The sequence below is a fragment of the Mycobacterium sp. OTB74 genome (genome assembly GCF_029892685.1).
Taxonomy (GTDB): Bacteria; Actinomycetota; Actinomycetes; order Mycobacteriales; family Mycobacteriaceae; genus Mycobacterium.
Map to the genome: position 1 here is coordinate 423,308 of NZ_JARXVD010000001.1, position 21,931 is coordinate 445,238.

21 protein-coding genes are annotated in these 21,931 nt (G+C 63.9%); 13 read left to right on the top strand and 8 right to left on the bottom strand.

All coding sequences use genetic code 11. The features are described 5' to 3' along the window. Window positions 1-17 precede the first annotated feature (17 nt). A complete protein-coding gene (locus M2432_RS02050; protein ID WP_280825066.1) occupies window positions 18-845 on the bottom strand; it encodes an enoyl-CoA hydratase-related protein in 828 nt (275 codons plus the stop codon). A gap of 220 nt (window positions 846-1,065) precedes the next feature. Here M2432_RS02050 and M2432_RS02055 point away from each other — a divergent pair, with 220 nt between their 5' ends. From M2432_RS02055 to M2432_RS02065, 3 genes are all read left to right on the top strand, one after another. Then, a complete protein-coding gene (locus M2432_RS02055; protein ID WP_280825067.1) occupies window positions 1,066-1,731 on the top strand; it encodes a hypothetical protein in 666 nt (221 codons plus the stop codon). Continuing rightward, window positions 1,728-2,642: an enoyl-CoA hydratase/isomerase family protein gene (locus M2432_RS02060; protein WP_280825068.1), complete on the top strand. Its 915-nt coding sequence runs from the start codon at window positions 1,728-1,730 to the stop codon at window positions 2,640-2,642. The genes M2432_RS02055 and M2432_RS02060 overlap by 4 nt, the downstream gene beginning before the upstream one ends. A 124-nt stretch (window positions 2,643-2,766) precedes the next feature. Next, a complete protein-coding gene (locus tag M2432_RS02065) occupies window positions 2,767-3,942 on the top strand; it encodes a thiolase family protein (protein WP_280825069.1) in 1,176 nt (391 codons plus the stop codon). A 100-nt stretch (window positions 3,943-4,042) separates the two neighbouring features. On the opposite strand, the gene M2432_RS02070 is transcribed toward M2432_RS02065, so the two are convergent. Then, a complete protein-coding gene (locus M2432_RS02070) occupies window positions 4,043-4,753 on the bottom strand; it encodes a TetR/AcrR family transcriptional regulator (protein ID WP_280825070.1) in 711 nt (236 codons plus the stop codon). Window positions 4,754-4,905: 152 nt separating this feature from the next. On the opposite strand from M2432_RS02070, the gene M2432_RS02075 reads away from it, so the two are divergent. The 9 genes from M2432_RS02075 (at window position 4,906) to M2432_RS02115 (ending at window position 14,399) form a co-directional block, all read left to right on the top strand. Further along, window positions 4,906-5,667: a crotonase/enoyl-CoA hydratase family protein gene (locus tag M2432_RS02075; protein ID WP_280825071.1), complete on the top strand. Its 762-nt coding sequence runs from the start codon at window positions 4,906-4,908 to the stop codon at window positions 5,665-5,667. A 6-nt stretch (window positions 5,668-5,673) separates the two neighbouring features. Then, entirely contained in the window at window positions 5,674-6,471 is a 798-nt protein-coding gene (locus tag M2432_RS02080; RefSeq protein ID WP_280825072.1) for an SDR family oxidoreductase, read from the top strand. 12 nt (window positions 6,472-6,483) lie between these two features. Then, window positions 6,484-7,488, top strand: coding sequence for a dihydrodipicolinate synthase family protein (locus M2432_RS02085; RefSeq protein WP_280825073.1), 1,005 nt, complete (start codon window positions 6,484-6,486; stop codon window positions 7,486-7,488). A 121-nt stretch (window positions 7,489-7,609) separates the two neighbouring features. Continuing rightward, window positions 7,610-8,431: an enoyl-CoA hydratase gene (locus tag M2432_RS02090; RefSeq protein WP_280825074.1), complete on the top strand. Its 822-nt coding sequence runs from the start codon at window positions 7,610-7,612 to the stop codon at window positions 8,429-8,431. Between the two features lie 4 nt (window positions 8,432-8,435). Continuing rightward, entirely contained in the window at window positions 8,436-9,686 is a 1,251-nt protein-coding gene (locus M2432_RS02095; protein ID WP_280825075.1) for an amidohydrolase family protein, read from the top strand. A 5-nt stretch (window positions 9,687-9,691) separates the two neighbouring features. Continuing rightward, window positions 9,692-11,293, top strand: coding sequence for an acyl-CoA synthetase (locus M2432_RS02100; RefSeq protein ID WP_280825076.1), 1,602 nt, complete (start codon window positions 9,692-9,694; stop codon window positions 11,291-11,293). Further along, complete coding sequence (locus M2432_RS02105; RefSeq protein ID WP_280825077.1) at window positions 11,290-12,126, top strand: amidohydrolase family protein; 837 nt, start codon at window positions 11,290-11,292, stop codon at window positions 12,124-12,126. Before M2432_RS02100 ends, M2432_RS02105 begins: the two co-directional genes overlap by 4 nt. Before the next feature lie 2 nt (window positions 12,127-12,128). Further along, complete coding sequence (locus M2432_RS02110; protein WP_280825078.1) at window positions 12,129-13,193, top strand: acyl-CoA dehydrogenase family protein; 1,065 nt, start codon at window positions 12,129-12,131, stop codon at window positions 13,191-13,193. A 12-nt stretch (window positions 13,194-13,205) separates the two neighbouring features. Then, entirely contained in the window at window positions 13,206-14,399 is a 1,194-nt protein-coding gene (locus M2432_RS02115) for an acyl-CoA dehydrogenase family protein (protein ID WP_280825079.1), read from the top strand. 38 nt (window positions 14,400-14,437) lie between these two features. On the opposite strand, the gene M2432_RS02120 is transcribed toward M2432_RS02115, so the two are convergent. From M2432_RS02120 to M2432_RS02130, 3 genes are read right to left on the bottom strand one after another with little or no spacing between them, the layout of a single operon-like run. Continuing rightward, window positions 14,438-15,772: an MFS transporter gene (locus M2432_RS02120; RefSeq protein ID WP_280825080.1), complete on the bottom strand. Its 1,335-nt coding sequence runs from the start codon at window positions 15,770-15,772 to the stop codon at window positions 14,438-14,440. Between the two features lie 15 nt (window positions 15,773-15,787). Next, window positions 15,788-16,264 carry a nitroreductase family deazaflavin-dependent oxidoreductase gene (locus tag M2432_RS02125; protein WP_280825081.1) on the bottom strand — a complete coding sequence of 159 codons (477 nt, stop codon included), beginning with the start codon at window positions 16,262-16,264 and terminating at the stop codon, window positions 15,788-15,790. Between the two features lies 1 nt (window position 16,265). Further along, entirely contained in the window at window positions 16,266-17,141 is an 876-nt protein-coding gene (locus M2432_RS02130) for an NAD(P)H-binding protein (RefSeq protein WP_280825082.1), read from the bottom strand. A gap of 130 nt (window positions 17,142-17,271) precedes the next feature. Here M2432_RS02130 and sigI point away from each other — a divergent pair, with 130 nt between their 5' ends. After that, entirely contained in the window at window positions 17,272-18,126 is an 855-nt protein-coding gene (gene sigI / locus M2432_RS02135) for an RNA polymerase sigma factor SigI (protein ID WP_280825083.1), read from the top strand. Between the two features lie 54 nt (window positions 18,127-18,180). Here sigI and M2432_RS02140 read toward each other — a convergent pair whose 3' ends face one another. The 3 genes from M2432_RS02140 to M2432_RS02150 all read right to left on the bottom strand — a co-directional run bounded on the left by M2432_RS02140 (window position 18,181) and on the right by M2432_RS02150 (window position 21,901). Continuing rightward, window positions 18,181-19,413: an amidohydrolase family protein gene (locus M2432_RS02140; RefSeq protein WP_280825084.1), complete on the bottom strand. Its 1,233-nt coding sequence runs from the start codon at window positions 19,411-19,413 to the stop codon at window positions 18,181-18,183. Window positions 19,414-19,523: 110 nt separating this feature from the next. Continuing rightward, entirely contained in the window at window positions 19,524-20,672 is a 1,149-nt protein-coding gene (locus M2432_RS02145) for a thiolase family protein (RefSeq protein WP_280825085.1), read from the bottom strand. Between the two features lie 17 nt (window positions 20,673-20,689). Continuing rightward, window positions 20,690-21,901 (bottom strand): CoA transferase, encoded by a 1,212-nt coding sequence (locus tag M2432_RS02150; RefSeq protein WP_280825291.1) that lies wholly within the window; start codon window positions 21,899-21,901, stop codon window positions 20,690-20,692. Window positions 21,902-21,931 lie beyond the last annotated feature (30 nt).

The following is a 21,931-nucleotide window of genomic DNA, read 5'->3' on the forward strand; positions in this document are numbered from 1 at the left end:
TACTTCTTTCTGGAAGGTCATCGGCCGGTGAATCCGGGATCGCGGCGGTCTCGGAAGGCTGCCAGGCCCTCCTTGAAATCGGTTGTTCGACAGGATAATTCGAGGTTGTAGAGCTCCTGGTTCATGGTCTGAGCCAGGGGAGCGTGCTGACCGAATGCCAATCCTTGTTTGGCCAGACCCAATGCCACGGTCGGGCCGTTCGCCAGGGTGTCGAGCAGGTTCTCGGTGGCGTCGTCGAGGTCGGCCGCGCTGACGGCTTGGTGCACCATGCCCCAGTCCGCGGCTGCGGCGCCACCGACCTTCTCGCCGAGCAGCAGCATCCGGCGGGCCCGAGCGACACCGACCAAGCGGGGCAGCAGCCAGCTTGCGCCGGAGTCCGGACTGAATCCGCGGGCGATGAAAGGTTCCCAGAACACGGCGTCGTCGGCAGCAATCGTGAAGTCGGCTGCCAAGGCCAAATTGCAGCCCAGACCAACGGCCCACCCGCGTACCGAGCACACCACCGGCAACGCGATTCCGGCGATGAGTTCGACGATGCGGTGGCTGGTTTGGGGAATCCGGCGGACCAGGTCGCCGGTGCGGGGGCGGGTGCCGGCGGAGTTGGTGGACACCCAGTCGGCGCCGGAGCAGAAGTTGTCGCCGGCTCCGGTGATGTGCACGGCGCGCAGGGTGTCATCGGTGGCGGCTTCGGTGAGGGTAGTGACGAACTGGTCGATCATCCTGTGGTTCAACGAATTGCGGTGGCTCGGTCGATTCATGACCAGACGCAGGACCGCCCCGTCGCGATCGATCTCAACCGAGCCTTCCGGGCTGTTGGCGACCGCCGGATCGGTCTGTTCGGTCACGTTGATCCCGCCTCTCCAGAACTATATGGTTAACCCTACAGTAGGCATAACGATTACTGTGTCGGACACAAGCTAGCAAGTAGTTCGGGTGGCCGGGAAGGGCGGTAGATGAGTGCGCATGACTGGCGAGCGAGAAGCGGAGCAGATCCCGCATGAGGGACCAGCGAGAAGCGGAGCAGATCCCGCATGAGGGACCAGCGAGAAGCGGAGCGGATCGCGCATGAGTGACGCTCCGCGATTTGGTGAGAAACCGCTGGCGCAGACCGTGGCAGCGGCCGCGGCAATGCGCCGACTGACCGGGCTGTTGATGGTGCAGGAACACGACCATCCGGCCGTGACCGAGATGCTGGCGGGGTTCGCGCGTTGGGAAGCCCAATTGGCCGCCACCGCGCCGGCTGATCCGGCGCCGCGCATCGGCGACCGTCCCGATGACGACCGTCGGTTGTACCTGGACCACGCATTCGATGTGGGGTCGTACAACGCGTGTTTCCCCGAGTATCGGTTTGACCGTATCGACGGCGATACCGCCTCAGGCGAAGTCAATTTCCCGTTGGCATACGAGGGGCCGCCCGGGCTGGTGCACGGTGGCTTCCTCGGCGTGTTCTTCGATTGCGTTATCCAGCAACATAATTGCGCAACATGCCTGTCCGGCAAGACCCGTTCGTTGCAGGTCAAGTATCGCCGGCCAACGCCGCTGCTGACCGACCTGCGCTTCGAGATCGTGCGCACCGAAGGCGAGCGTGGATTGACGTCCACGGCGCGGTTGCTCGACGGCGACGAAGTGTTGGTCATCGGCACCGCCGAAACCGTTGCGCTGCCACCGGAAAATCTCACCGGTTCGAATTTTGGCCTGCGTCGGCCGACAGATGAGGAGAAGCAACTGTGAAGAGCACTGACGAGCGGGTGTTGTTCGAACTGGACCCGGAGGGTCGGATCGCCACCATCACGTTCAACAACCCGGCTCAGCGCAATTCGTATGACGCGACAATGCGCGATGCCGTTTCCCGATATCTGGACATTGCCGCCGAGGACGACGACATCACCGTGGTGCTGCTGCGGGGTGCGGAAGGGGTATTCAGCACTGGCGCCGACATGAATAACGCGTACGGCTGGTATGGCGATGAGCGCTCGCGCGAAGAGCAGACGGCAGGAGCCAGAGAGTCGTCAGAATCGAAACGTCGCCCCAGTCAACGGCGTCGACTTACGGTGGACCGCAAGACTTTTGGCTTCTATCACAACTTCATGGGCTTCCCGAAGGTCACCGTAGGGGAGATCAGTGGCTATGCGCTCGGTGGTGGTTTCGAGATGGCGTTGATGACCGATATCTCGGTGATTGCCCGCGATACCCGCATCGGCATGCCGGCCACCCGGTTCCTCGGGCCCGCGCTGGGCAGCTTGCACATGTTCTTCCATCGACTCGGTCCGGTGCTGGCCCGACGGTTGCTGCTCACCGGCGACATCGTTGAAGCGTCGACGGTTGAGCACCTCGGGGTGTTCACCGAGACCTGCGCCCCCGAGGAGGTCACTGGACGGGCCTGGTACTGGGCGCAGAAGGCCTCGCGGATGCCGGCCGACGGCGTCGTGATCGCCAAGGAGGCCTTTCGGCTGGTCGAACAGAGCCAGGCCTATCAAGGCGAGGAAGTGGCCAGCTACCTGTTCCACGCCTACGGCACCAACCTGCAGTTCTCACCGGGCGAGTTCAACTTCGTCAAGACCCGCGCACAACATGGCACCAAGGAGGCATTCCGGCTGCGTGACCAGCACTTCAATGTTCCGGAGCCCAAGGCCTCAGAATAGGAGTGACCTGGATCACGGCCCCTACTGGAAACGATACATTATCTGCTATTTTTGTAACGTCGTGAACGATGAGGTCCACTACCACGCTGCGCTTTGCAGCCCGACATTTTGAGGTATTGAGAACATGCTGACGCCAGTCATCGTCGGTGCCGTCCGGACGGCGATCGGCCGTTCATTCAAGGGCACCCTCGTCAACACCCCACCGGAAACCCTGATCACCGCAATCCTGCCCGAGGTGATCCGTCGCGCCGGTATCGATCCGGCCGATATCGACGACATCATCTTCGCCGAATCTCATTACGGCGGTGGCGATCTGGCGCGTTACGCCGCCGACGCCTCCGGTTTGAAGCACGTTCCCGGCCAGTCGGTCAACCGGCACTGCGCGGGCAGCCTCACCGCGATCGGCAACGCCTCGGCCCAGATCGGTTCGGGCATGGAGCGCGTCCTGATCGCCGGTGGTGTGCAGTCGCTGTCGATGACGCCGCTGACCAACTGGCGTATCCCTGGTCCCGAGCTGAAGTTCGAGGAGCGCTGGATGCCGCCGACTCACGTCGAGACGCCCGACGCCCCGACCAAGGACATGTCGATCACCGTGGGTTGGAACACCGCCCAGTCGGCCGGGATCACCCGCGAGGAATTGGACGCCTGGGCTGCGCGGTCGCACCAGCGCGCCGTCGCTGCTCAGGATGCCGGCAAGTTCGTCGATGAGATCCTGCCGCTGAAGATCAGCATGTTCGACGGCTCGGTCGTCGAGTTCGCGGTCGATGAGCACCCGCGTCGCGACACCACCCTGGAGAAGCTGGCCGGCCTGAAGGTCCTGCACCCGGAGATCGAAGGCTTCTCCATCACCGCCGGCAACAGCAGCGGCACCAACGATGCCTGCGCCGCGGTCGCGCTGACCGAGGCCGGTTACGCCGCCGACAAGGGCCTGAACGTGATGGCCAAGGTTCGGTCGTGGGGTTCGGTTGGCGTGGACCCGCGTGACACCGGTCTCGGTGGCGTGGAGGTCATCGGCAAGGTGCTCGACCGTGCCGGCCTCAAGCCATCTGACGTGGCGCTGTGGGAGATCAACGAGGCGTTCGCCTCGGTGCCGATCGCCGCGGTCAAGAAGTACGGGATCGACGAGGAACTGGTGAACTTCTCCGGCAGTGGTTGCAGCCTGGGTCACCCGATCGCTGCTTCTGGTGCCCGCATGGTGACCACTCTGGTTTACGAGCTGCAGCGTCGCGGCGGTGGCATCGGTGTTGCTGCCATGTGCGCGGGTGGCGGCCAGGGTGGCGGCGTCGTCGTCGAGGTCTAACAGCGGCTTTCGGTCCCCGCGATGACTCTGCGGCTGAGCGCGCCTAAGTTCGGGTGGTAGGCGCGCTCAGTGCGGAGTCACGCGGGGATCAATGCATTGATTACGCCGACTTGCTTTTCTGCATCAGCTGCTCGGCGTGACCGAGGATGCACTCCAGGCCGTATTCGAAGTTGTGGTTGTCGGCCGCGCCGATCCGATGCGCCTCATCGGTGACCTTCGCCAGCAGCGGTGTGGCCTCCGGGTCGATCACCAGTGTCTCTTCGAAATCGCCCGGGCCTCCGTCGGCCGCCCGGTTCTTTTCATACAACCGATGCAGCACAACAGATCCGCGAACATGAACCGACACAGCCGAATACGTGTTGAAGGCATCTTCGGCGGACAGTCCGGCCTCGACCAGCCCTCTGATCGCCCGTTCCACCTCCTGCACACCCAGGCGCGCGGCGCGCGGGCTCAAAGCCGATCGGATCAGGATCAGGTCACACAGAATCGGGTTGCCCATGAACGCTTTTCGCATGGTCCGGGCATGGATGGCCAAGGTTTCCCGCCAGTCGTCGGCCTCCACATACGGTGTGGCAACGGCAAATTCGCGCAAAGCGCGGTCGGTCATGGCATTGAGCAGGTCGTCCTTTTTGCGGAAGTACCAGTAGATGCTGGTGACGCCAACGCCAAGGTGCTTACCCAACAGCGGCATGCTCAGGTTGTCGATCGAAACCTGTTCGGCGAGTTCGAATGCACCCTTGATGATGTCGTCGGGGTTGATGGATCCCCGCTCGCGCCGCTGACGCTTTTCAGCGGTGGGTTGCTTTGCCACTGAGGCACCTCCATCGAATTTCGGTCGCTGCCGCCTGTGCATGAATGGCCGTCAACCTTACCGGTTGCTATACAGCCAGCCATATCCATCCATCTACTGTAACCCGTATAGTAAGGTTTTCTAGCAACGTGGAACCGAACTGAAGGGCAGACGTGTCGGACGAAATCCTGACCGAGCGCCGTGGGCGCACCCTGGTCATCACAATCAATCGGCCGGATCAGCGCAACGCCGTGAATCTGGCGGTCGCGCAGGGGCTGGCGGACGCGATGGACGAACTTGACGGCGACCCGGCTCTGTCGGTGGCGGTGCTTACCGGAGCAGGCGGGAACTTCTGTGCCGGCATGGACCTCAAGGCTTTTGCTAAGGGCGAGTTCCCCATGGTCGAAGGGCGCGGCATGGGCTTCACCGAGCGTCCGCCGCGCAAGCCACTCATCGCAGCCGTGGAAGGCTTCGCACTTGCCGGTGGCACTGAAATTGTGCTGGCCACCGACCTGGTGGTCGCGGCCAAGGATGCAAAGTTCGGCATCCCTGAGGTCAAGCGCGGTCTGGTCGCCGGCGGCGGCGGTCTTTTGCGACTGCCCAAGAAGATTCCGTTCCAGAAGGCGCTGGAACTGGCGCTCACCGGTGAGAGCTTCACCGCTGAGCAGGGTGCGCAGTGGGGCTTCATCAACGTGCTGACCGAGAACGGCGGGGCTCTGGAGGGTGCGCTCGCACTCGCTGACCGGATTACCGCCAATGGTCCACTGGCAGTGGCGGTTACCAAAGAGATTCTGGTCAAGGGTGCTGAGTGGAGCACCGACGAGATGTGGAAGAAGCAGATGGAATTGATGGGTCCGGTCTTCGGGTCCAACGATGCCAAAGAGGGCGCCATCGCTTTCGCGGAGAAGCGGGATCCGGTCTGGACCGGATCCTGACCCACAATGGATCTGGGGTTCGACGGCGCTAAAGCTGTCGTGGTCGGCGGTGGCCGGGGAATGGGCTTGGCCACCGCCCGCTGTTTGGCCGAGGACGGTGCGCGAATTGCGATCGTCGGTCGGTCTGCCGCGGTATTGGAAAGTGCTGCAGCAGAATTGACGGACTGCGGGAGTCCTGAGGCATTCGGTATCGCAGTCGACGTGACCGATGGCGACGCCGTTGATGCCATGTTCAATCAGTTGAGCCAGCGATGGGACGGCGAGCTCAACGTGCTCATCAATACCGTTGGGCCCGGAGCCGCGGGAACCTTTGAGCAGCTCACCGACGATCAGTGGCGGGCGGCGGTCGACGAGGGTGTGATGAGCATGGTGCACTGCGTTCGGTCCGCAATTCCGTTGTTGCGCAAGGCGCAGTGGGCGCGCGTTGTGAACTTCTCCGCGCACTCCACGCAACGGCAGAGCATCATGCTGCCGGCCTACACCGCGGCCAAGGCCATGGTGAACAGCATTTCGAAGAACCTGTCGTTACTGCTGGCCAAAGACGAGATCATGGTCAATGTGGTGTCGCCCGGCAGCATTTCGTCAGAGGCACTGCTGGGCTGGGCGGACAGCGTGGGTGTCGATGGCAGCGACCCGTACCAGCTGATGGCCGCCATCGACAAGCACTTCGGGCATCCAGCGCACCTGCCGCGCGCCGGGCTGCCCAGCGAAATCGGGCCGGTGGCAGCATTTTTGGCGTCGCGTCGTAACTCCTACATGACGGGTGCCAACGTGAACGTCGACGGTGGGTCGGACTTCATCTAGAGAAGGGCGCGCATGGCTACTGCAACAGAGGCGAGAGACTGGGCGCGCGCGGCATTGCGCGGTATCGGCGATTCGCTCTACACCCCGTTCAGTGGCGCCGATGGTGACGAGATCGACTGGGATGCCTACCGGACGTTGGTGCGGTATTGCGTCGGCGAACTCGGGCATCCCATGTTGTGGTGTACCAGTGGGGTGGCCGAATTCTGGTCGCTGACCGCAGGCGAGCGCAAAAAGCTTCTAGAGGTGGCTATAACCGAAGCGCGGGCCATCAATCCCGATGTGGTGATCCAGGCGTGCACTGCGGCGATGTCGGCCAAAGACTGCCTCGACTTGACCCTGCATGCTCAAGACACCGGTGCAGACATCGTCTACATCCAGACTCCGATGATGGAAACCCACGGCGGGGCAGGGGTTTTGCGCTTCTTCAAGTACATCGCCGAGCGCACCGACATCGCCTTGGGCATGTTCAACTCGCCGTCGTCGGGCTACGTGCTCACCCCGGTCGAAGGCGCGCAGATCTACGCAGAGATACCAGCGGTGTGCGCCACCAAGGAAGGCGCGTTCCGCCCCTCGGCCAGCCGCCAACTGCATGACCTGGCGCCGGGTCTGGTGATCTGGGAGTGCGACAAGACGGTCTACCGGGCCGGCTGGCTGCGTGACGGCATCGTCTGCCCGGCTCAGCTGGGCACCACCGGCTACCTATTCGAGACGCCCGACAAGCGGTTGGGTTCGCAATACTGGGACCTGGTGGTGGCAGGCAAGCTGATCGAAGCCATGGACTTCGCGCGGGACAGTGGGCTGGATCGGTTCGACGCCGACATGGGCGCAGTGTTCACCTGCTATCCCGGGCGTGCGGACTATTTCACCCACTGGGGTGGCGCGTTCAAATTCGCTGCGGCACAGCTCGGTCTGCCGATCGGTGATTATCCGAATTCGCGACCACCGCAGGCCGAGCTGCCCGACGATGCCAAAGACCGGATCCGACTGGCTTATCAGCGCCTCGGATTGACGTCCTGAACTTACCCGCGGAGATGCTGTTTTGGCCGGTCCGGGCACTTGCGAGAGCCGATACTGATAGGTATACAGTAAGAGCACACAGTTGGTCCGGAAGTCGGACCCGACAGAAGGTTGGGCGAGGATGAGCGCAGAAGCGCCTGTCGACGAAGCAGTCTTGTACGAGGTCACCGACAGTGGCGTCGCAGTCATCACCCTCAACCGCCCCGAGCGGTTGAATACCTGGGGTCCGGACATCTCGGCAGGTGTGTACGCCGCATTCGACCGCGCGGAGGCCGACGAACAGGTGCGGGTGGTGGTGTTCACGGGCAACGGCCGGGGCTTCTGCGCTGGCGCCTACATGGGCACCATGGCCGCCATCGGCGAGAGCATCAGCGCGGACACCGACGTCAGCAAGCTTGTCGGAGAACGGCATCCGCATTTCCTGACCGCATTGACCAAGCCTGTCGTTGCCGCGATCAACGGTGCGTGCGTCGGCATCGGGCTGACCCATGCGCTGATGTGCGATGTGCGCTTTGCCGCAGCCGGTGCGAAATTCGCCACGGCTTTCCCGCGCCGCGGGCTGATCGCCGAATACGGAATCACCTGGATCCTCCCGCGGCTCGCCGGTTGGGGAGCGTCGGCAGATCTGCTGCTCAGTGGCCGCACGTTCCTCGCTGAGGAGGCGCTTGCGCTCGGCCTGGTGAAAGAGGTTGTGGCACCGGAGAATCTGTTGACCCGGGCCCTGGAGTACGCCGAGGACTTGGCCGTCAACTGCTCACCGGCATCGATGGCCGTCATCAAGGAGCAGCTGTACGGTGACGCGCTCGACGGCGTTACCGAGGTCAGTGATCGCGCCGAGAAGCTTATGCACGAATCCATGGTGCGGCCCGACTTGGTGGAGGGCATCACCGCGTTTCTGGAGAAGCGACCGCCGAACTTCCCGCCCCTGAAAGTGAAAGGTTGATCAGATGACCGCCGCACCCGAACGGCTGCCATATTTGGCCGTCGACGTCGACAACCACTACTACGAACCGATTGACGCGTTCACTCGGCATCTGCCCAAGCAATTCAAAACCCGCGGCGTGCAAATGGTTCAGGACGGCAAGCGCACACTGGCGATGATGGGGGAGAAGGTCAACCACTTCATCCCCAACCCCACATTTGACCCGATCATCGAACCGGGTTGCCTCGACCTGCTTTTCCGCGGCGAGATTCCCGAGGGTGTCGACCCTGCGTCACTGATGAAGGTGGACCGGCTCTCCGAGCATCCCGAGTACCAGAACCGCGATGCCCGGGTGAAGGTGCTGGATCGGCAGCGCCTCGAAACCGTGTTCATGCTGCCGACTTTCGCGTGCGGCGTGGAGGAGGGCCTGAAGCACGATATCGAGGCCACCATGGCGTCGGTTCATGCTTTCAACCTGTGGCTCGATGAAGACTGGGGCTTCGATCGGCCCGACGGCCGCTTCGTGTCGGCGCCCATCATTTCGCTCGCTGACCCTGAAAAGGCCGTTGAGGAAGTCGAATTCGTGATCAGCCGCGGTGCCAAGCTGGTGTGTGTGCGGCCTGCTCCGGTGCCGGGTGTGGCCAAGCCACGTTCACTGGGAGATCCGCTGCACGACCCGGTCTGGGCACGGCTGGCCGAGGCGGGTGTCGGGGTGGTCTTCCACCTGTCCGACTCGGGTTACATGGCGGTACCGGCGTTGTGGGGCGGTAGCGGCGTGTTCAAGGGGTTCGGCAAGCGCGATCCGCTGGACATGGTGATCATGGACGACCGCGCGATCCACGACACCATGGCCTCGATGATCGTGCACCAGGTGTTCACCCGGCACCCCAAGCTCAAGGTCGTCAGCATCGAAAACGGTTCGTACTTCGTCTATCGGCTGATCAAGCGACTCAAGAAGGCTGCCAACAACGCGCCCTACCACTTCAAGGAAGACCCGGTGGAGCAGCTGCGCAACAACGTCTGGATCGCCCCGTACTACGAGGACGACGTGAAGCTGCTCGCCGACACCATCGGCGTGGACAAGATCCTGTTCGGCTCGGACTGGCCGCACGGAGAGGGTCTGGCCGATCCGACCACCTTCACCGCCGACATCCCGCAGTTCCCCGAGTTCAGTCACGAGGACACGCGGATGGTCATGCGCGACAACGCACTGACCCTGCTTGGGGATCCGGATCGGGTCGCGCCTGGTGCACAACATCTGAGCGCGTCGGTCTAGTCGCTGTGGCCGAATGGACCATCGGGGCCGTCCTCGATGCGATCGCCGAAGCGGTACCCGATCGCGAGATGACGGTGTGCGGTGACAGGCGAACCACCTTCGCCCAGGGTGCGGACCTGACCCGGCGACTTGCCAACTATCTGGCGTCGCGCGGGTTGGGCGCGCACCGCGAACGTGCAGAACTCGATCGGTGGCAGTGCGGGCAGGACAGGGTCGCGCTGTTGATGCACAACGACCTCTATCCAGAGATGATCGTTGGTTGCCTCAAAGCGCGCACCGTGCCGTTCAACGTCAACTACTACTACTCGCCCGGCGAGGTTGCCGATCTGCTGGCGTATCTACGTCCGCGGGCGGTGATCTATCACCGGTCACTGGGCGCGAAGTTCGCCGATGTTCTCCAAGCGGATGTGCTGATCTCCGTGGACGACGGTGAGGGGGCTGAGCTCGCGGGCTCAGTGTCCCTGGATGACGCTCTGGCACAAGGTGATACCGGTGCTGCACCGGTCGGCTCGCCCGATGATCTGCTGATGGTCTGTACCGGTGGCACCACCGGCCGGCCCAAGGGCGTGATGTGGCGCCAAGGCGACATCTACGTGTCGTCCATGAACGGCGCCGATCATGATGAGGTCTCGGAGATCCATACAAAGGTTGCCAACGCCGGAGCGCCCTGGTTCGCGGTGTCTCCGTTGATGCACGCCGCCGGAATGTGGACGGCGTTCTCCGGTCTGCTGTCGGGGCAGACGGTGGTGCTGCACGACACCAAGCCCAAGTTCGACCCGCGCACGGTCCTGGAGACCGCCGAGCGCGAGAAGATCGGCCTGATGACCATGGTCGGGGATGCGTACGCCGCCCCGATTGTCGAGGAACTGGACCGACGGTCGTACGACCTGTCCTCGATGTTCGCCATCGGCACCGGCGGCGCGGCCACCAACCCGAAACATCAACGCGCACTGCTCGAACACATTCCGCAGATCACCGTCATCAATGGCTTCGGTTCGTCGGAGACCGGCAACATGGGCTTCGGCCACACGCAGCGCCAGACTCCGACCGCTGACACGTTTCAGCTACGGGCCGGTGCGCTTGTTCTCGCTGAGGACTACTCGCGGTTCCTGCAACCCGGTGACCCCGAGGTGGGCTGGGTGGCCCGTAACGGCCGAATCCCGTTGGGGTACTTCGAGGATGAGGCGGCGACGGCGAAGACGTTCCCTGACGTCGGCGGTGAGCGAGTGGTGGTCTCGGGTGACCGCGCTGTGCTGGAGGCAGACGGCACACTACGGCTGCACGGCCGGGATTCGTTGGTGGTCAACACCGGTGGCGAAAAGGTGTTCGTCGAAGAGGTCGAAGAGGCCTTGCGCGCACATCCACTCGTGGTCGACGCACTGGCCGTCGGTCGGCCCAGCGAGCGCTGGGGTGAAGAGCTGGTGGCGCTGGTGGCGGTGCGCAGTGACGTGAGCGGCCAGACTCTGCGAGAGCACTGCGCCACCCGGTTGGCCCGGTTCAAGCTGCCCAAGGATGTGCTGTTCGTGGCGGAGATTCGCCGGCTCGGAAACGGCAAAGCCGATTACCGCTGGGCCAAAAAACTCGCGGTGGGAGAGGTACGAGTGTGACGACCAAGGTAATTGACTGTCTGGCCAACGTGCACTTCGGCGAGACCGCGAATCAGCCGACCTTCATGAAGAAGGTGCGCGACGACTACTTCAAGGGCCCGAAGTCGTTGTACGACCAGATCGAGCTACCCGAGTTGCTCGACGAGATGGATGCGCACGGCGTGCAGCGGGCCATCCTGATGGACAACCTGACCAAGCCGTCGGTGACCGCACGCAAGTTCGTCGAGGCCGAACCGGAGCGATTCGCACTGGCGGTCGGCGGGGTCAATCTGCTGCGGCCCATCCCGTCGCTGCGGGAGCTGACCGCGATGGTCAGTGACCTGCCAGTGGCGTATGCCGTTGTCGGACCGAGCTTCTGGGGTGACGGACAGTACCCGCCCAGTGACGCCGTGTACTACCCGCTGTACACCAAGTGCGCCGAGTTGGAGCTGCCGCTGTGTGTGAACACTGGGCTGCCCGGACCGCCCATCCCCGGTGAGGTGCAGAACCCGATCCATCTGGATCGGGTATGTGTCCGGTTCCCCGAGCTCAAGCTCTGCATGATTCACGGCGCAGATCCCTGGTGGGACATAGCAATCCGAATGCTGATCAAGTATCAGAACCTCAGGCTGATGACCTCGGCCTGGTCGCCCAAGCGGCTACCGGAATCGCTGTTGCACTACATGCGCACGCGCGGCCCGAACAAGATCATCTTCGCCTCGGACTTCCCGGTGCTGCGGATGAGCCGGGTGGTGCCGGAGGCGCTGGCTCTGGATCTGCCCGCCGACGTGCTCGAGAACTACCTTTACAACAACGCCGCGGAATTCTTCTTCGGCGAGGGACAGGAGAACTGACGATGGACCGCTATGAACTGCGGCGGCTGGACTACAGCCTGACCGAGGACCACACCGATCTGCAGGCCGCGTATCGGCAGTTCTTCAAGACCCACTGCGACATCGAAACCGTACGGGCCGCCGAGCCGGCCGGATTCGACAAGAGTCTGTGGGAACGACTGTGCGCCATGGGCGCAACCACAATGGGCCTGCCCGAGTCCGTCGGCGGCGACGGCGCTACCCTGGTCGACCTCACCCTGGTGGCCGAGGAACTGGGCCGGACGCTGGCACCGGTGCCGTGGATCGACCACGTGGTGGGCTCGCGGCTGCTGGCCCGGCTGGGCGCACTGGACTCAGCTGAGATCGTCGCCGGAACCCAGATTGTCGCGATCGACCCGCAGCAGGTGAGCCCGAGCGGTCCGCGGCTGATTCCGGCCGGGGCCATCGCCGACCACGTCGTCGTCCGCGACGGTGAGGGAGATGGCGCCGTCGTGCTGCTCACCTTCGCCAGCCGGCCGGCCAAAGTCGACAACATCGGCAAGCTGCCCATGGCGTGGGTTGATCCTGCGCTCGCCGACAGTCGCACGGTCCTGGCCACCGGTGACCAGGCACTTGCGGAATACCAACGGGCACTGGATGAATGGCGGCTCCTGACGGCGTCGGCACTGGTCGGCCTGGTCGAGGAGACCATGACCATCGCCGCTGAATTCGCCAAGACCCGTTACACGCTGGGCGTTCCCATCTCGACGCTGCAAGGCATTTCGCATCCGTTGGCCAATATCGCGATCACCGTGCAGGGCGGCCGCGGACTGTGCCGGCGGGCCGCCTGGTTCCTGGACAACGAACCCGACGAACGGCCGGAGTTGGCACCCTCGGCCTTCGTGTTCATGGCCGAAGAAGCCTCCAAGGCTGCCACCATGGCCGTACACATCCAGGGCGGTCTGGGGGTTTCCGCGGAGGCCGCAGCGACGGCGTACCTGGTACGGGCCCGAGGTTGGGCACTGGCCGGCGGAGATCCGGGCGCCACCGCAATCCACATCGGGCGGATTGTGGCTGACCGGGAAAGCCGCTCGGCGGCAAGCGTTTAAGGAGACTGGACAATGGATTTTTCTCAAGTCGAACTGTCCGCCGAGGACGCCAAATTCGCGACCGAGGTACGCACCTTCCTGAGTGAACTGGTCACCGAGGACGTGATTCAGCACGATCGCGATACCGGTGACAATTTTCATGAAGGCGTGCACCTGGCCCTGGGTGCTGCGGGATACCTTGAGGCGGAATGGAAACCGGAAAACGACGGCGGCTTCAGCCGGGTGCGGCGGCGCATCTGGGAGTTGGAGAAGCGTCGTGCCGAGGTGCCGTGGGTGACGTGGGGAACGACGTCGATGATCGCCCGGTCGGTGGCCAAGTTCGCGTCCCCGGAGATCCGTCACGACGTCATGCGCGGCGTCTTCGACGGCACCGTGCGGATGTGCCTGGGCTACACCGAACCCGAAGGTGGGTCAGATGTGGCGACCTGCAAGACCCGGGCTGTGCGCGACGGCGATGACTGGGTGATCAACGGCTCGAAGATGTTCACCACCGGCGCGCACAACTGCAAGTACGTCTATCTGATCACCAACACCGATCCGGAGGCGCCAAAGCACAAGAGCCTGACCATGTTTCTGGTGCCGCTGGACACGCCTGGCATCGAGATTCAGGGAATCCGCACCGTCGATGGGGACCGCACCAACATCGTCTATTACAGCGATGTGCGAGTCCCCGACAAATACCGACTCGGTGACGTCAACGGCGGCTGGGCGGTGGTACGCGAGCCGCTGGACGCCGAGCATGGTGCAGTTGCTGCCGCGCCGGACGGACTGGCCGACGTGGCGATCATGATGCATCAGGCCGGTTTCATGATCGAGGCGGCCGACAACGTCGCCGCCATCGTGGGACGGCCGGACGGCAGTGGCCGCAGGCCGATCGACGATGCGTCGGTGGCACTTCGATTGGGCCGCAGCGTAGCCCGGATGGAGGTGTCGATCTCCACACCGAGCATCTTCGGCCGGGTGGCCATGGCGCAGACCATGCGTGATATTGCGCCTGAGCTGATGGACATCGCCGGCCCGGTCGCCGCGCTGCCGATCGGAGCCGACGGCGGATACGACGACCGCAGTGAGTATGTCTACCGGTTTGCCCCGCTGGTCGGAATCTACGGCGGCACCCTGGAGGTGTTTCGCAACATGATCGCCCAGCATGCCCTGGGACTGGGCAAGCCCAACTATTCAGCGCCCGCCGCCAAGCGCGCATCCTGACCGTCACCGCCGAGCTGGGGGCACGCCCCCAGTTCGGGCTAGGTGGCGGACTGCAGTTCGTCAGCCTCCCGCTCCAGGTATGAGCGTCGCGAGGACTCACCCATGAAGACGTACACCAGCAACGAGATCAGCGCGCAGCCGGCCACGTAGTAGAAGAACCACGGTTCATGGCCGATGTGCTTGAGCCACAACGCAATGTATTCGGTGGTGCCGCCGAAGACGGCTACCGTGAGCGCGTACGGGAAGCCGACGCCCAGGGCGCGGATGCGTGCCGGGAACAACTCGGCCTTCACCACCGCGTTGATCGAGGTGTACCCGGACACGATGATCAATCCGAGCATCATCAGGCCGAACGCCGGCAGCGGGGTGTGGGTGTGCGCCACCGCGGTCAGCAGCGGCACGCTGAACAGCGTTGCGCAGACACCGAATCCGATCAGCAGTGGCCGTCGGCCGATCCGATCGGACAGGGCGCCGAAGGCCGGCTGCAACAGTACGAAGACGACCAATGCCACGAAGTTGATCCACGACACCTGTTCTTTCGGCAGGCCCGCGGTGTTGATCATGAACTTCTGCATGTAAGTGGTGAAGGTGTAGAACGCAATGGTGCCGCCCAGCGTCAGGCCCACGACGGTCAGGCACTCGCGCGGATAATGCAGCAGAGCTTTCAGGCTGCCGCGCTGGTCGCTGACCGACTCTGCCGTTGAGGCGGCCTTGAAGTTCTCCGACTCGTCCATGGTGCGGCGCAGCCACATAACGGTCAGCGCGGCCACTGCACCGGTTACGAACGCGATACGCCAACCCCACGTATGCATCTGTGCCGGGGTGAGAAAAAGCTGCAGGATGATCTGCACACCGAGGGCGAGCAGTTGGCCGCTGGTGAGCGTGACGTACTGGAACGAGGAGTAGAACCCACGCCGGTGCGGGGTGGCCACCTCGCTCAAATATGTTGCAGAAGTGCCGTATTCGCCACCGAGCGACAAACCCTGCACGAGTCGGGCGGTGACCAACAGGACCGGAGCCAGCGTGCCGATTTGCGCGTACCCGGGCAAGGCCGCGATACAGAGCGACCCGATGCCCATCAGGGTGACCGACAGTGTCAACGACGCCCGGCGGCCGAACTTGTCGGCGTAGCGACCGAACAGCCAGCCGCCGAGCGGGCGAACCAGATACCCGACAGCGAATATGCCTGCCGTGTTGAGCAATTGCGCGGTCTGATTACCCGACGGGAAGAACACGCTGGCGAAATAGACGCTGAATGCCGCGTAGGTGTACCAGTCGTACCATTCGATCAGATTGCCCAGTGATCCGCGGATGACGTTGCCGGCCACCGACCTGGTGGGCTTATCGACAATGGTCGGCTGCGCTGGCTCCATTGTGTCCGCTTCCTGTCAAATGGCTGTGCGTCCTTCCGTCATTGTTGCAGAGTCCAGCGGATCGAAGCGGAACACTGCGAGTCTGCCTGCCAGCGCCTCGAATTCGTCGGGCGTGCCATCGACGACCAGCCCTGAATTCTGCGCGTATTTGACGCCGACAGGCACATGCTCCGGAAACGCCCGCAGCACCGGACGTGCTTGCGTGGGCGTCAGCTCGGTGATCTTGATCGGTCGAGTCTTGCGTCCGCGGGTGAGCGTGCCCGTGCCGGCTGCCCGGGCGTTGAGCGCCCACTGTGCACCGGGGTAGCCGGCCACGACATAAAGGCCGTCTTCGAACATGAACGGTGTCATCGGGGTTCGACGTGGAGTGCCCGTCTTACGGCCGGGCACCGTCAACACCATGGCGGGGCCGACGGGGATGCCGAGCTTCTGTACGGCGATCACGATCTTGTTCATGGGCTTGAGGTAACGCGGTGGTCGGGGATCGGACATGTCAGTTCTCCTTGGCGATGTTGGCGGGAGTGGCGATGGGTGAGGCACCAAACGCGGCGCGGTGCTGGCGTACCCACTGGCTGAAGGTGGTGGCAGGACGGCCGAGGATGCGTTCGACCTCGTCGGTGACAACTGCCGGGGTGCCGACGGTTTCGGCGAGCAGCGCGGCGTAGGCGGCACCGAATTCGGGTGGGAAGCCCAGCGCTGTGAAACGCTGCCGGACCAGGTCGATCGGTATCTCCTGATAGTGCAGTGGACGCCCGAGTTCCTGGCCGATGATGGCGACCAGTTCGGTGTTGGTCATGGACTGCGGCCCGGTCAGCTCGATCTTGCGGCCCACCAGATCGTCGGTCAGCAGGGCGTGTGCGGCGACTCCCGCGATATCGTCTTCGACGATGGGCGCGCTGGCCGCCGATGCGTAGGGACCGGCCACCACGTTGCCGGCCTGCAGCTGGCCGGCCCACATGCCGACGAAATTGGTGGCGAACAACGACGGCCGCAGACTGACCCACTGCAGACCGGAATCGACGGCGTACTGCTCGGCTTCCTTGTTCCGGTCGCCCCGGAATCGTGAGGGCTGGCGGGAGAAGTCGTCGTCGGCGTTGATGGCCGACAGCGCCACCAATTTTGTGGCGCCTGCTCGACGGGCAGCCTCGACGGTCCAGGCCAGGTCGGACCCGAGTGCCCGGGAGTTGAGAAACACCGCCGTCACCCCGTCCAGTGCCTCGGCGACCGAGGACACCACGTCGACGTCGGCAGGTAGGCCTGCGGACGCTGGATTGCGCGAGAGGGCGCGGACTTTCGCGTCGGCCTGGCGCAGCAGGGCAACGAGTGGACGGCCGACGTTTCCCGTCGCTCCGGTGATCAGAATGGTCATGATGTGTACCTCCGTGTCGCTGTGGACTGTGTGGCCCTGAACCAAGGACGAGACGCGGGCCGGAGAAGTTACCGAGGCGATCGATTGCCAGGTGCGGTAACTTTTAGCGGTACCGGATCGTCGTTAACTCATGACCGAATTCACGCAGGCCTGGCGCAGCCACCACCCGTATCTGGTCAACCTGGCGTACCAGATGCTGGGTGACGTCGGCGATGCCGAAGACGTTGCGCAGGAAGCATTTCTACGGCTCTCACGCACCGCGCCCGGGGAGATCGACGATGTGCGCGGCTGGTTGACCACTGTTGCCGGGCGGCTCTGTCTGGACGTGGTGCGTTCGGCCCGGGTGCGCCGCGAGCGGCCGTCCGACCTTCAAGAAGGCACGGTTCCAGCGGTGCCGTCGAATGAACCCGATCCGGCCGACCGCGTCACCCTCGACGACGAGGTTTCCGGTGCACTGCTGCAGGTGCTGCACCGGCTCAGTCCCGGCGAACGGGTTGCGTTCATCCTGCACGACGTATTCCAGGTGCCGTTCGATTCGATCGCCGACACGGTTGGGCGCCCGGTCGGGACCTGCCGGCAGCTGGCTCGACGGGCACGAGCGAAGTTTTCCGGTACTGAGCCACGCTTGAACGAGGTTGAGGTGGCCGAGCACCGACTCGTCATGGAGAAGTTCATCACCGCGTGCGCTGACGGCGATGTGCGTGCCCTGGCAGCCGTGCTCGATCCCACAGTGTGGGGTGTCGGCACAGTGCTGAGCGAGCCGCCGATGCCGCCGATCGTCAACCACGGACAGAACGCTGTCGCCGAGAACTTGATGTTCTATCTCGGGCCGGGCGTCACCTTGGTTGCCGGACCACTCGGTGCGCCGGTGCTGCTGGCCTACGAGCAACGGCAGTTGTTTGCGGTGGTGGTGTTGACCATCCGCGACGGGCTGGTCGCGAAGATCGAGGCCACCGCGGATCCGGCCGCTCGCGTGAGCGAGTGAATCCGCAACCGGCCCAACCACTCAGCACGCGGCGCTGCAGATCGTCCGGGTAGGTCAGACGGCCGATAAGGCGGGCGGTTCTGCCGCTGCTGGATCGGGATTGGCCAGTGGCAGACCCATGAACCGCCGGGCGTTGTCACCCATGAAGTCGTACGTGCGTCGGGTGTCCATGCCCTCGGCGTACTTCCAGAACCCGTTGGGTTCAGCCAGACCCTCGGGGTGCGGGTAGTCCGAGCCGAACATGACTTTGTCCCAGCCGACGGTCGTCACGACATCCGATACGCAGCCCTCCCAAAATGGGCTGACCCAGATGTTGCGCCGGAACACCTCGTGCGGGTGCTCGGGGAAGTTCTGCGGCATCTTCTTGTACAGGTCCGCAAAATCGTGGAACAGCGGCGTGATCCACGAGCTACCGTTCTCCACGCTGGCGATCCGTAGCTTCGGGAATCGGGTGAGGGTGCCGTGGCAGATCAGGCTGGTGATCATGTCCGCAATCTCGCGATGGCCCAGCACCATCCAGCGGAATGCACTCTGCGCCATGAAATTCTGGGTGTGCGGTGGCTCCCAGGAGTTGACGTAGCTGTCCAGTGGGGGATAGCTGGCGTGCAGCACAATCGGCAGACCGGCAGCCTCGACATCGCGCCAGAACGGATCGAACTCAGGCAGCGCCGGTGAGCGCCAGCCGTGCAGACCGTTGACGGGGCCCGGTTTGATCAGAGCCACCTTGGCGCCGTTGGCCAGGATGAATTCCAACTCGCGTTGTGCGGCATCGACTTCGGAGAGGTTGATGATCGGCGTGCAGAACAAGCGGTCGGCATAGGCATAGGTCCAGTGCTCGGCCATCCAGACGTTCAGGGCGTGGATGATGGCCAGGGTCAATTCCGGATCGTCGGCGCTGGAGTGTTCGATCAGGCTGGCCAGGGTCGGGTAGTTCAATGCCTCGACAACGCCTTGGCGGTCGAGTTCTGCGATGCGGTCTTGTGGGTTGCGGGTGGCTTCGGGGGCCGGGATCGCCTTGCCCTGCATCTCGCGCAGCGTCAGGCCCTCGGTGTTCTCGCCGGCGAAGAACTTCTCGTGTGCACCCGGGGCGGCGACGCGCTCGAAGGTGGGGTTCGGGATGAAGTCGGATACCTTGCCGTTGATCAGGATTCGCGTCTGCCGGCCGATCTGGGCGAATTGGACAGCGTGGCGGTACTTTTCGGGTAGGTACTTGGTCAGCGCCTCAGGCGTCTCGTACATGTGTTGGTCGGCGTCGAAAATCGGCGCGCCGCGGAACTGCTCAGTCATGTGTGGGTTTCCCTTTCTTCCGCGAGCAGTCCCCAGAGGGAGGTGCCCCCAGCTTATGTACGTAAATTCCGGCGTGTCGGGTACATAAACGTCTTCTCGCGCAATGGAAATCAGCGCGTCAATACCATGGCGCCGGCAGTGCCGGGGGCGCCGTAGAGTTGGGCGAAACCGACTTTCGGCTCGCCGGGGACTTGCCGGTCACCGGCCTCGCCGCGCAACTGCCGCACCAGCTCATGGATTTGCCGCAGGCCCGAGGCGCCGATCGGTTCGCCGTTGGCGATCAGCCCGCCGTCGGTATTGACTGGAAGTGACCCCCCGATTTCGGTGGCGCCTTCGGCCAGCAGCTTCTCCTGGTCGCCGTCGGCACAGAAGCCGCACTCGGCCATGTGGATGATCTCGGCCCCTGCGTCGGTGTCCTGCAACTGCACTACGTCGACGTCTTCCGGTGCGACACCGGCCCTTTCGAATGCGGCCTTGGCTGCGTAGACCGTGGGTGCGACATCCTCGACCACGGGGGCAAAGGTGGTGTTCACCTCGTATGCGCCGTAGCGGCGGGTGCGGACCTCGACCGAGCGCAGATAGATCGGCTTGTCGGTGTAGCGGTGCGCGATGTCGGCCCGGCACATCACCACCGCAGCCGCGCCTTCGTCGGGTGCGCAGAACATGAACTGGGTCAGCGGGTAGTTCAGCATGGTGGAGTTGAGGATGTCGTCCTCGCTGATCGGCTTGCGCCGGAAGGCATTCGGATTGAGCACGCCGTTACGGAAGTTCTTGGCAGCCACCCGGGCCAGGGTCCGGTGTGAGATGCCGTGCTCGTGCAGGTAGCGGTTGGCCTTCATGCCGAAGAACTGAGTGGTCAGGTACTGGCCGTTCTCGGCGTACCAGGACGGCATGCCGACCAGCGACGGGTCTTCGGTGAACGCACCACGCGGATGCTTGTCCATGCCGACAGCGATACCGATGTCATAGTCGCCCAACCGGATTCCGTCGGCGCATGCCTTCGCCGCACTGGCGGCGGTGGCGCACGCGTTGAACACGTTGGTGAACGGGATTCCGCTCAGGCCCACCATGCCGACGATGGCGTCGGGGTTGGCCACGGTCCAGCTGCCTCCCGAGGCTGCCTGGATGTCGCCCCACTGCACGCCGGCGTCGGCCACGGCGGCGTTGATGGCGTCGACACCCATCGCCATGGCAGTTTTGCCCTCGAACCGGCCGAATGGATGGATGCCGACACCGATGATTGCTACGTCGTTGGTCATGACTGTCCTCTCAGGTCTCAGGCGATCGCGCCGGCGTCTTTGAGCTCGGCGATGTGGTCCCAGTCCATGCCGATCTCCATGAGCACCAACTCGGTGTGCTCGGAGGCCTGCGGGGCGCGGGTGGTGACCAGTGGCTCGTGGTTGAACTGCACCGGGCCGCGCACCACCTTGAACGGTGCGCCGCCGTCGCCGGCCTCGACCTCGACGACCATGTCGTTGGCCAGAGCCTGCTCATCTGTGGCCAGATCGACCAGGCTCTGGAAGGGCGCCCACTGGCCCTTCATGGTCTTCAGGTGTTGACGCCAGTACTCGAACGGCTTGGCACCAATCGCCGCGGCGATGAGTTCCACTCCGGCAGAGGCGTTCTCGATCAGCGGCATCACATCGGAGAACCGCGGATCATCGGCGAGTTCGGGCAGGCCCAAGTGTTCCCAGGTGTCGCGAATGTAACCGGTCGGGCTGACGATGCACAGGTTGATGGTGCCGCCGTCGGAGGTCCGGTAGTTGGCCATGAACGGGTTGACCGAGGTGACGTCGTCGGGCATCAGCGAGCGCATGGTCTCGCCCGTCTCCATGCCCTGCGTCACGCTGGCGCCGGCGGCCCACCACGCGGTGGACAGCAATGACACGTCGAGCTCACACGTCTCGCCGGTGCGCTCGCGGTGGAACAGCGCCGCCGAGATGCCGCCGGCGATGTTCATCCCGCCGACCGAGTCGCCGAACGCCGGGATGCCCTGAGACAGTGCCCCATCAATGGCTTCGGGGGTCAGGGCGTGGCCGATTCCGCTGCGGGTCCAAAACGCAGTGCCGTCGAAACCACCGGTGTCACGTTCAGGGCCCTTGTCGCCATAGGCGCTGCCGCGGGCGTAGATGATGTTCGGGTTGACCGCACGGATGTGCTCGACGTCGAACCTGTTCTTCTGCCGCTGCGCCGGCATGTAGTTGGTCAGGAAGACGTCCGCAGTCTTGGCCAGTTCGTAGAGCACTTCCTGGCCGCCCGGCGTGGAAACATCGATGCCGACGCTGCGCTTGCCGCGATTGGGATGCTCGATGAGTGGGTGCCGGTTGGGGTCGAGTTGGAAGCCACCCATGTTGATGAACCCACGCTGGGTGTCACCGCGGACCGGGTGTTCGACCTTGATCACGTCCGCGCCCCAGTCGGCCAGGATGGCGCCCGCGGCTGGGACGAACGTGAACTGGGCGACCTCGAGGACGCGGACGCCCTGCATCACCTTGATCATGGTGCGTTCTCCTGACGT